At 64.9% G+C, this 8,404-nt stretch carries 10 protein-coding genes; 7 read left to right on the plus strand and 3 right to left on the minus strand.

Going from position 1 to position 8,404, the window contains the following annotated elements:
- A partial coding sequence (locus VDP82_RS10245; protein ID WP_323014748.1) for a TlpA disulfide reductase family protein occupies positions 1–653 on the minus strand: 653 nt, incomplete at its 3' end.
- A gap of 20 nt (positions 654–673) precedes the next feature.
- On the opposite strand from VDP82_RS10245, the gene argH reads away from it, so the two are divergent.
- Complete coding sequence (gene argH, locus VDP82_RS10250) at positions 674–2,119, plus strand: argininosuccinate lyase (RefSeq protein WP_323014749.1); 1,446 nt, start codon at positions 674–676, stop codon at positions 2,117–2,119.
- Positions 2,120–2,183: 64 nt separating this feature from the next.
- Complete coding sequence (gene lysA / locus VDP82_RS10255) at positions 2,184–3,443, plus strand: diaminopimelate decarboxylase (protein ID WP_323014750.1); 1,260 nt, start codon at positions 2,184–2,186, stop codon at positions 3,441–3,443.
- A gap of 65 nt (positions 3,444–3,508) precedes the next feature.
- Here the strand turns inward: lysA and VDP82_RS10260 are convergent, their stop codons facing one another.
- The gene (locus VDP82_RS10260) at positions 3,509–3,922 is read right to left on the minus strand and encodes a response regulator (protein WP_323014751.1); all 414 of its coding nucleotides are present in this window, start codon (positions 3,920–3,922) and stop codon (positions 3,509–3,511) included.
- Positions 3,923–3,927: 5 nt separating this feature from the next.
- On the minus strand, positions 3,928–4,788 hold the full coding sequence (locus tag VDP82_RS10265) for a zinc-ribbon domain-containing protein (protein WP_323014752.1): 861 nt from the start codon (positions 4,786–4,788) through the stop codon (positions 3,928–3,930).
- Between the two features lie 195 nt (positions 4,789–4,983).
- On the opposite strand from VDP82_RS10265, the gene ftsE reads away from it, so the two are divergent.
- The 5 genes from ftsE (at position 4,984) to rpmF (ending at position 8,209) form a co-directional block, all read left to right on the plus strand.
- On the plus strand, positions 4,984–5,646 hold the full coding sequence (gene ftsE / locus VDP82_RS10270; RefSeq protein ID WP_323014753.1) for a cell division ATP-binding protein FtsE: 663 nt from the start codon (positions 4,984–4,986) through the stop codon (positions 5,644–5,646).
- A complete protein-coding gene (locus VDP82_RS10275) occupies positions 5,639–6,568 on the plus strand; it encodes an ABC transporter permease (protein WP_323014754.1) in 930 nt (309 codons plus the stop codon). The genes ftsE and VDP82_RS10275 overlap by 8 nt, the downstream gene beginning before the upstream one ends.
- A 20-nt stretch (positions 6,569–6,588) precedes the next feature.
- Positions 6,589–7,401: a lysophospholipid acyltransferase family protein gene (locus tag VDP82_RS10280; RefSeq protein ID WP_323014755.1), complete on the plus strand. Its 813-nt coding sequence runs from the start codon at positions 6,589–6,591 to the stop codon at positions 7,399–7,401.
- A 127-nt stretch (positions 7,402–7,528) separates the two neighbouring features.
- Positions 7,529–7,873 (plus strand): hypothetical protein, encoded by a 345-nt coding sequence (locus VDP82_RS10285; protein WP_323014756.1) that lies wholly within the window; start codon positions 7,529–7,531, stop codon positions 7,871–7,873.
- Positions 7,874–8,029: 156 nt separating this feature from the next.
- Positions 8,030–8,209 carry a 50S ribosomal protein L32 gene (gene rpmF / locus VDP82_RS10290; RefSeq protein WP_323014757.1) on the plus strand — a complete coding sequence of 60 codons (180 nt, stop codon included), beginning with the start codon at positions 8,030–8,032 and terminating at the stop codon, positions 8,207–8,209.
- The last annotated feature ends 195 nt before the right edge of the window (positions 8,210–8,404 follow it).

Here is an 8,404-nt window from a genome sequence, read left to right on the forward strand (position 1 = left end):
AGCTTCAGCAGCGCCTCGATCACCGCTTCGCCGTCCGGGGTGTTCCATTCGGCCGGGCCTTGCAGCACGGCCAGTTCGCATCCATTGCCGTCCAGGACCAGCGTCGCCGGCAGCCCTATGGCCACGGCCTGCTGCTTGAGCCGCTCGAAGGCGGCGAAAGTGTTGTCGGCATAAAGCGGCAGATGGGTGAACTGTCCTTCGTCAAGAAAACCCTGCGCCTTTTCCAGCCCGCTCGTCCCGATATCGAGATTGATCGGCAGCACCATGAAGTCATCGGCATTGTATTTGCCCGCCAGCGCATCCAGCGCCGGCATTTCCTCGCGGCAGGGCACGCACCAGCTCGCCCAGAAATTGACCAGCAGCGCCTTGCCGGAAAAATGGGCGATGGTCATGTCCTTGCCGTCCGCGTCCTTGAAGGCGAGGTTGGCATAGCCCCGCCCTTCGCCCGTGCCGTTGAGCGCGGCCAGCTCGCCCGTCGCGGCGGCGTCGATGGCTGCGGCCGCCTCGCGCTGCACCGGGCATTCTCCCGCCTGCCCGGCATTGCCGAGCCCCATCCACACCGCTATAGCTAGCGCCGCCCCGCCAAGGCCCAATGCCGCCAGAAGCACCGCGCTTCTTTTCGTGTTTGGCCGGGGGGCTTGCATTTCGGTCATGAACGTCTCCGAGGTCTTCGATGAGCAACAAGATGTGGGGCGGACGCTTCGCTACCGGCCCCGATGCCATCATGGAGGAAATCAACGCCTCCATCGGCTTCGACCAGCGCCTTTACCGCCAGGATATTGCCGGATCGAAGGCCCATGCCACAATGCTGGCGGCCACGGGCATTCTGACGCAGACCGACCGCGACGCTATCCTTGCCGGTCTAGACGAGGTGCTGGCCGAAATCGAGAGCGGAAAGTTCACGTTCTCGCGGGCGCTGGAGGACATTCACATGAATGTCGAATCGCGCCTGCGCGAAAAGATCGGCGATGCCGCCGGGCGCCTGCACACCGCCCGCTCGCGCAACGACCAGGTCGCCACCGATTTCCGCCTCTATGTCCGCGACACCATCGACACGCTGGTGGCCCAGGTCCACACCCTGCAACTCGCCCTTGTCCAGCGCGCCGAAGAGGAAGCCGAGACCATCCTGCCCGGCTTCACCCATCTGCAGAACGCCCAGCCGGTCACCTTCGGCCATCACCTTCTGGCCTATGTCGAAATGCTGGGGCGCGACGCCGGCCGGCTGATCGATGCGCGCCGGCGCCTCAATGAAAACCCGCTGGGTTCGGCGGCGCTCGCCGGCACTCCCTATCCCATCGACCGGCAGATGACCGCCGAGGCGCTGGGGTTCGAGCGGCCTACCGCCAACAGCCTCGATGCCGTTTCCGACCGCGACTTTATCCTGGAAACCCTCGCCGCCGCCGCCATCTGTGCCATGCATCTGTCGCGCTTCGCCGAGGAGATGGTGATCTGGTCGTCGGCCCAGTTCGGGTTCGTCCGTCTTTCGGACAAGTTCACCACCGGCTCCTCGATCATGCCGCAAAAGCGCAATCCTGACGCAGCCGAGCTGGTGCGGGCCAAGATCGGGCGCATATTGGGTGCGCTCACCAGCCTTTTGGTGGTGATGAAGGGCCTGCCGCTGGCCTATTCCAAGGATATGCAGGAAGACAAGGAAGTCGCCTTCGACGCGCTCGACGCGCTCTCGCTGTCGCTGGCCGCCATGACCGGCATGGTGGGCGACATGGCGCCCAATCGCGAGCGCATGCGCGCCTCTGCCACTGCCGGCTTTTCCACCGCTACCGACATTGCCGACTGGCTGGTGCGCGAGCTCGACATTCCCTTCCGCGACGCCCACCATATCACCGGACAGATCGTCGCCCTGGCCGAAGGCAAGAATTGCGGCCTGGAAGGGCTCACCATCGAGGATTTCAAATCCATCGATGCGCGCATCGACAGCCGCATCCACAAGGTGCTGACCGTAGAAGCCTCGGTGGCCGCGCGAAAATCCTATGGCGGCACCGCCCCTTCCAATGTGCTCGAACAGGCGGCGCGCTGGAAAACCCTGCTCACCGGCCAGCCCCACGAGCCACGCGCCCTTGCCAGGGCACGCCGCGCCCATGGCGATGGCGGCATCGAGTAGTTCCCCTTTCTGCCGCTGATCGCGGCGGAGCGACCTTTTCTTCCCGCGAGATCGGCAGCACATCATGGTCCATCATTTCCACCATCGCGACGGCACCCTTTTTGCCGAGGACGTCGATCTCAACCTGCTGGCCGAAAAGGTCGGCACCCCGTTCTATGTCTATTCCTCGGCCACGCTGCGCCGCCATGTGCGCGTGGTTCGCGAGGCCTTCGAAGGCATTCCGACCCTTCTCGCCTATGCGATGAAGGCCAATTCCAACCAGGCCGTGCTGACGCTGATGGCCCGCGAGGGCTGCGGGGCCGACGTGGTGTCCGTGGGTGAACTGGAGCGGGCGCTGGCCGCCGGCATTCCGCCCGAAAAGATCGTCTTTTCCGGCGTTGCCAAGACCGTCACCGAGATGCGCCGGGCGCTCGATGTCGGCATAAAGTGCTTCAATGTCGAGAGCGAGCCCGAACTGGAGCGCCTCTCCATGGTCGCCGCCGACATGGGCCGCACCGCCCGCGTCTCGGTCCGCGTCAATCCCGATGTCGATGCGCGCACCCACGCCAAGATTTCCACCGGCAAGGCCGAGAACAAGTTCGGCATTCCCTATGCCCGCGCCCGTGAGGTCTATACCCGCATCGCCGCGCTGCCCCATGTCGAGGCGGTGGGCGTCGACATGCATATCGGCAGCCAGATCACCGACCTCGAACCCTTTGGCAATGCCTTCGGCCTCATGGCCGAACTGGTGACGGCCCTGCGCGCCGATGGCCACAACATCCATCACGTCGATATCGGCGGTGGCCTGGGCATTCCCTACAATGTCGATGAAGAAGCCCCGCCCCTTCCCACCGCCTATGCCGCCGTTGTGCGCGAAAAGGTCGGCAATCTGGGCTGCACCCTGGTCATCGAGCCGGGCCGGCTGCTGGTCGGCAATGCCGGCATTCTGGTCACCAAGGTCGAATATGTGAAGGAAGGGAGCGCCAATTTCGTCATCGTCGATGCGGCGATGAACGATCTCATCCGCCCCACGCTCTACGAGGCCCATCACGACGTCCAGCCGGTCAACGCCTCCAACCTGCCCCCGATCACCGCCGACATCGTCGGCCCGGTCTGCGAGACCGGCGACTATCTGGCCAAGGGCCGCACCATACCCGGCGTCAAGGAAGGCGATCTTCTGGCGGTGATGAGCGCCGGCGCCTATGGCGCGGTCATGGCCTCCACCTATAATTCCCGCCCGCTCGTCCCCGAAATCCTGGTGGACGGCTCCCGCTACCACGTCATCCGCCCGCGCAGATCGCTGGCCGAGCTCATCGCCCTGGACAGCGTTCCCGACTGGGTCTGAGCCCAGAGCGTTTCCAGCAAAAGTGGCAACGGTTTTGCGGTTCGGAAACGCGATAAAATAAAGGACTAGATTCCTTCCTGCGCCTGGCGGGCCAGCGAGAGCACCTCCACCGGCTTGCCGGCCAGCGCATCCTCGATCTTGGCGAGAAGATCGGCCAGCGAGAAGGGCTTGGTGATGACGTCATAGATGAAGGCGTCCAGCCCATGGGCGCGTTCGCGCTGGTCGGCGAAGCCGGTCATCAGCACGATGATCATCTGCGGATATTTCGCCGCCACCTGCAAGGCCAGCCCGATACCGTCCATGATCGGCATCTTGATGTCGCTGAGCAGCAGGTCGAACCGCCCCTGTTCGGCATCGGCGGTTTCGGCGGCCAGGCCCCCATCTTCCTCGGCCACGACCTCATGGCCCTTCATCTTGAGGGCACTGACCACGAAGGCGCGCACGGAAGGGTCATCCTCGGCGACCAGAATACGGGCCATCAGACTTACTCCTGGATAAAATCGGGTTGTGCGGGGGGCGGCGGGGCGGACGCAGCGGCCCGCTCCCCGCCCCGGGGTTTCTTGTGCTCGCCGGCAAAGCTGAGGCGCACGCGCGCCGCCGCCTTGGGCGGCTGGGTGAGCTGGGTGTCGAAGCTGGAACGCTCCCCGCCCATCAGATCGCGCACCGAAGGCGTGGTGCTCCATTCATAGATGCCCTGGCCCTTGTCGTCGATCAGCGTCACCACCACCGGCGGCACCGCGACGGGGTTGCGCGCCAGGCCCACGATCTGGGCCGAGACCACCAGCACCTCCTTGCCGTCGCGCTGGGTGCGCAGGGAGGTAAGATCGGAAAAATCCAGCCCCACCACATTCACCCCCAGCCCCAGCGCGGCATAAAGACCCGCCATGTCGGGAAAGCGCTCCACCACCTGCACCCGGCCGAAATAGGCCGTGCCCAGCACCCCCACCAGCAACAGCGCGCCGATCACCCGCAGGCTGCGCCGCAGCCGCGCCAGCGGCAATTCCGCCTCCATGGCGCTGCGCCGACGCGAAAATGCCTTCTGCCGCTTGCGGATCAGCGCGGGATCGACGCTGGCCGCCAGCCGGCGCTGCAAGTCGTCATTGTTCCGGCTTTGCGCGGTTTCCTGGGCCACGGCGCGCTCTTCCTCGACCATGGCCTCGTCCAGCCCGTCCTCGGCCAGCGCGTCGAACACGGTTTCGGGCAATTGGTCCGCATCCTCGGGCTGCACCGGCTCCTGCTGCCAGGCCTGGCGGCAATGGGCGCATTGCACCTTGCGGCCCGCCGATCCGATGGCCTCGTAGGCCACCTGGTACTTGGTCTGGCAATGTGGACAGGTGATGATCATCGGGCCAGACGCATGAAGGGGCGGGCGGTGGCTTCACCCTAGCGGCGGGGGGTTAAAACTCCTCAAACCCCATCCCGCCACCACATTTGCGCCGCTTTGATGCCCACAACCATGCCGTTCCTGCCCGTGCGGGGCCCATGGCTGCTATGCTGGCCCGCAATGTGATTCGCCCTGACCGATGGGGAGCCTGCCGTCTTGATCGAGTTTTCCAATGTCGGGCTGCGCTATGGCAATGGCCCGGAAATCCTGCGGAACCTCACCTTTTCGGTGGAGCCGGGCTCGTTCCATTTTCTCACCGGCCCCTCCGGCTCGGGCAAGACCAGCCTGCTGCGCCTGCTGCTGCTTTCCCTGAAACCCTCCAGCGGCACCGTCACCATGTTCGGCGAGGATGTGAGCCGGCTCGATCAGGACCAGCTTTTGCAGATGCGCCGCCATATCGGCATCGTCTTCCAGGAATTCCGCCTGCTCGACCATCTGACCACCTTCGAGAACGTGGCCCTGCCATTGCGCGTGCTCGGCCAGCCGGAAAGCGAATACCGTCCCAACGTCACCGAACTGCTCGAATGGGTGGGGCTGGGCGAGCGCATGAACGCGCTGCCCTCGCTGCTCTCGGGCGGCGAGAAGCAGCGCGCCGCCATTGCCCGCGCCGTCATCGCCCGGCCCAAGGTGCTCCTGGCGGACGAACCCACCGGCAATGTCGATCCCGAGCTGTCGAGCCGCCTGGTCCATCTGTTTGCCGAGCTCAACCGCACTTTGGGCACCACGATCATCCTGGCGACGCATGAATTGCCGCTGCTGGAAAAATTCAACTATCCGCGCATGCTGCTCAACAAGGGCGAGCTGGTGATTCATGATTGAGCGGCTGATCTCCCTCTGGCCGGCCCGCACCGGGGCCGCCCCCATCGTTCCCGAGCGCAGCGTTGCCGGGCGCACGCTGCTTCTGCTCATCACCATCATGAGCTTTCTTTCCGCCGTCACGCTGGGCGGGGTGGTGCTGATGCAGAAATCGGCCATCGCCTGGTCGGCCGATGTGGGGCGCGAAGTCACCATCCAGTTGCGTCCCGTCGAGGGCGAGGTGATGGACTCCAATCTGCGCAGCGCCGTGTCGCTGGCCGAATCGACCCCCGGCGTGGCCTCCGCCCGCGCGCTCAGCATCGAGGAAAGCCAGAAGCTGCTCGAACCCTGGCTCGGCTCCGGGCTCGATCTCACCGCCATCGAGATTCCCCGCCTCGTCGTCGTCCAGCTTTCCGATCCCGCCGAGGCCGATATCGAAGGGCTCCAGCGCAATCTCGGCGCCGTCAAGGGCGCGAGCCTGGACACTCACGCCGCCTGGCGCCAGCAACTCAACACCATGGCCGGCACCATCGTTTTTTCCGGCCTCATGGTGCTGGTGCTGATCGGGGCGGCCACCGTGCTCGCCATCATCTTCGCCACCCGCGGCGCCATGGCGACCAACCGCGAAATCGTCGACGTGCTGCATTATATCGGTGCCTCCAACCGCTTCATCGCCGGCGAATTCCAGGGACGGTTCCTCTCCATCGGCCTTCAGGGGGGGCTGCTGGGCGCGGTGATGGCGCTAGTCTTTTTCGCCCTCATCGGCACGGCGGCCGGCAGCATGCTGCCCAGCGAGGCCGGCGCCCAGGTGGGCGTGCTGTTCGGGCGTTTTGCCCTGGGCTGGTCGGGCCTTTTCGGCATTCTCGCCGTGGTGCCGGTCATCGCCGCGCTCACCGCCATCACCTCGCGCACCACCGTGCGACGCTTTCTTTCCGAGACGTCCTGAGCCGGCAGCTGGGCAGCGCCATGACCATTTTCCGAACCGCCTTCCAGGCCCTGCGCACGGCCCTGTTCTATGTTGTCTTCATCGGCCAGACGGTCGTCATTGCGCTGGTGGTGGGCACCATCGCTCTTTTCGCCGGCCGCACAAGGCTGAGCTGGGCCATGGCCGTGTTCTGGTGCCACTCGAACCTGGCCTATCTGCGCATTTTCACCGGCCTCAAGACCATTGTCAGCGGCGCCGAGAACATTCCGCCCGGCGGCTGCATCATCGCCGCAAAGCACCAGAGCAACTGGGACGTCTTCGCCATTTTCCCCCATACCGGCCGCCCGGCCTATATCGCCAAGAAGGAATTGATGCGCATTCCCTTCTTCGGCTGGGCCGCCCGCTCGCTCGATTGCATCGCCATCGACCGGCAAAAGGGAGCGCAGGCCATTCCCGCCCTGATCGAAGAGAGCCGGTCCGCCATCGGGCGCGGCTGCCGCCTCGTCATCTTCCCCGAAGGCACCCGCCGCGCCGCCCTGGCCGCGCCCGCCTATCGCCAGGGCATTGTGCGCATGTATGAAGCGCTCGGGGTTCCCGTCGTGCCTGTGGCGCTCAATTCCGGCCTGTTCTGGGGCCGCAACAGCCCCATCATCTGGCCCGGCACCGCCGAGGCCCGCTTCCTGCCCGCCATCGAGCCCGGACTTCCCGCCGAGATTTTCAGCCAGCGCCTCGCCCAGGCCATCGAGGGCGAAACCGAAGCCCTCACCCTGCAAGCCATCGAAAAGGGCCTGGGCCGCCCCCTTGGCCCGCATCTGCGCCAGAGCCTCGAAGTTCGACGCAATTCCGCCACCTGACACTACATATTGACGTTAAAAACGAACAGGCACATACATGTAGTCACGCGGTAAGACCCCACTTGACGTCTTGCTCATTTTGTTCTAATTTTGTTCTCATTCAACCGGCTTATGGGAGAAGACGGACATGACCGAAGGCCCCTCCAGCAAGGTCATCCATGCCGGCTTCAGCCGCGCCGTCCATTGGCAGGGACGCTCCGGCCGCCTTTTCGATCTCCTCGGGGAAAATCTCGACCAGTTCTGCATGAGCGAGGCCGATCTCTATCTGCTCGCCCAGGGCGGCCATGCCCTTTGGGTCGGCACCCTGGCCGAACTCGTCGCCGACCCCGTCAGCCGCAGCCGCTTTCGCCTCGCCCTGACCTGCGCCGACCGCGTCTTCCATCTGCCTGCCCCCACCGATCCGGCCGAGCGCCTGAGCCTGGTCTGGGAGCTGGAGGGGGCCGAACCGGCCAGGGGCGTCCAGGCGGCTTGAGCCTGCTCCACAAAAACCGCCTCTTTCGGCGCCCGACACCGCACAACCCCCTAGCCAAGCCGCTTCGCTTGCTCTATAGAGCCGACCAATCCTTTCAGAGATGATCTCTCTGGGCCGCTCTGGCGGCGCAACGATGTTGAATTCGGAGTACCGACCATGGCAGTGCCAAAACGCAAGACCTCGCCGATGAAGCGCGGCTTCCGCCGCTCGGCCGACGCCCTTGCCACCCCGTCCTATGTTGAAGACAAGGATTCGGGCGAGCTGCGCCGTCCGCATCACGTCGACCTCAAGACCGGCATGTATCGCGGCCGGCAGATTCTCGACGTCAAGAAGTAAACGAAAGACGAGGCGCTTTTTGCGCTCCGTTCTGTTATGCCGACGGCCGGTCCCTTATCGGGGTCGGCCGTTTTGCTTTGTCTGCCGCCATTGGGGGCGGCCTATCGGGAGTGAACAATGAGCACGCGCGTTGAATCGGATACCATGGGCACGATCGAGGTGCCCGCCGACAAGTATTACGGCGCGCAGACCGCA

Origin of the sequence: Devosia sp., assembly GCF_034675085.1 — a bacterium.
GTDB lineage: Bacteria > Pseudomonadota > Alphaproteobacteria > Rhizobiales > Devosiaceae > Devosia.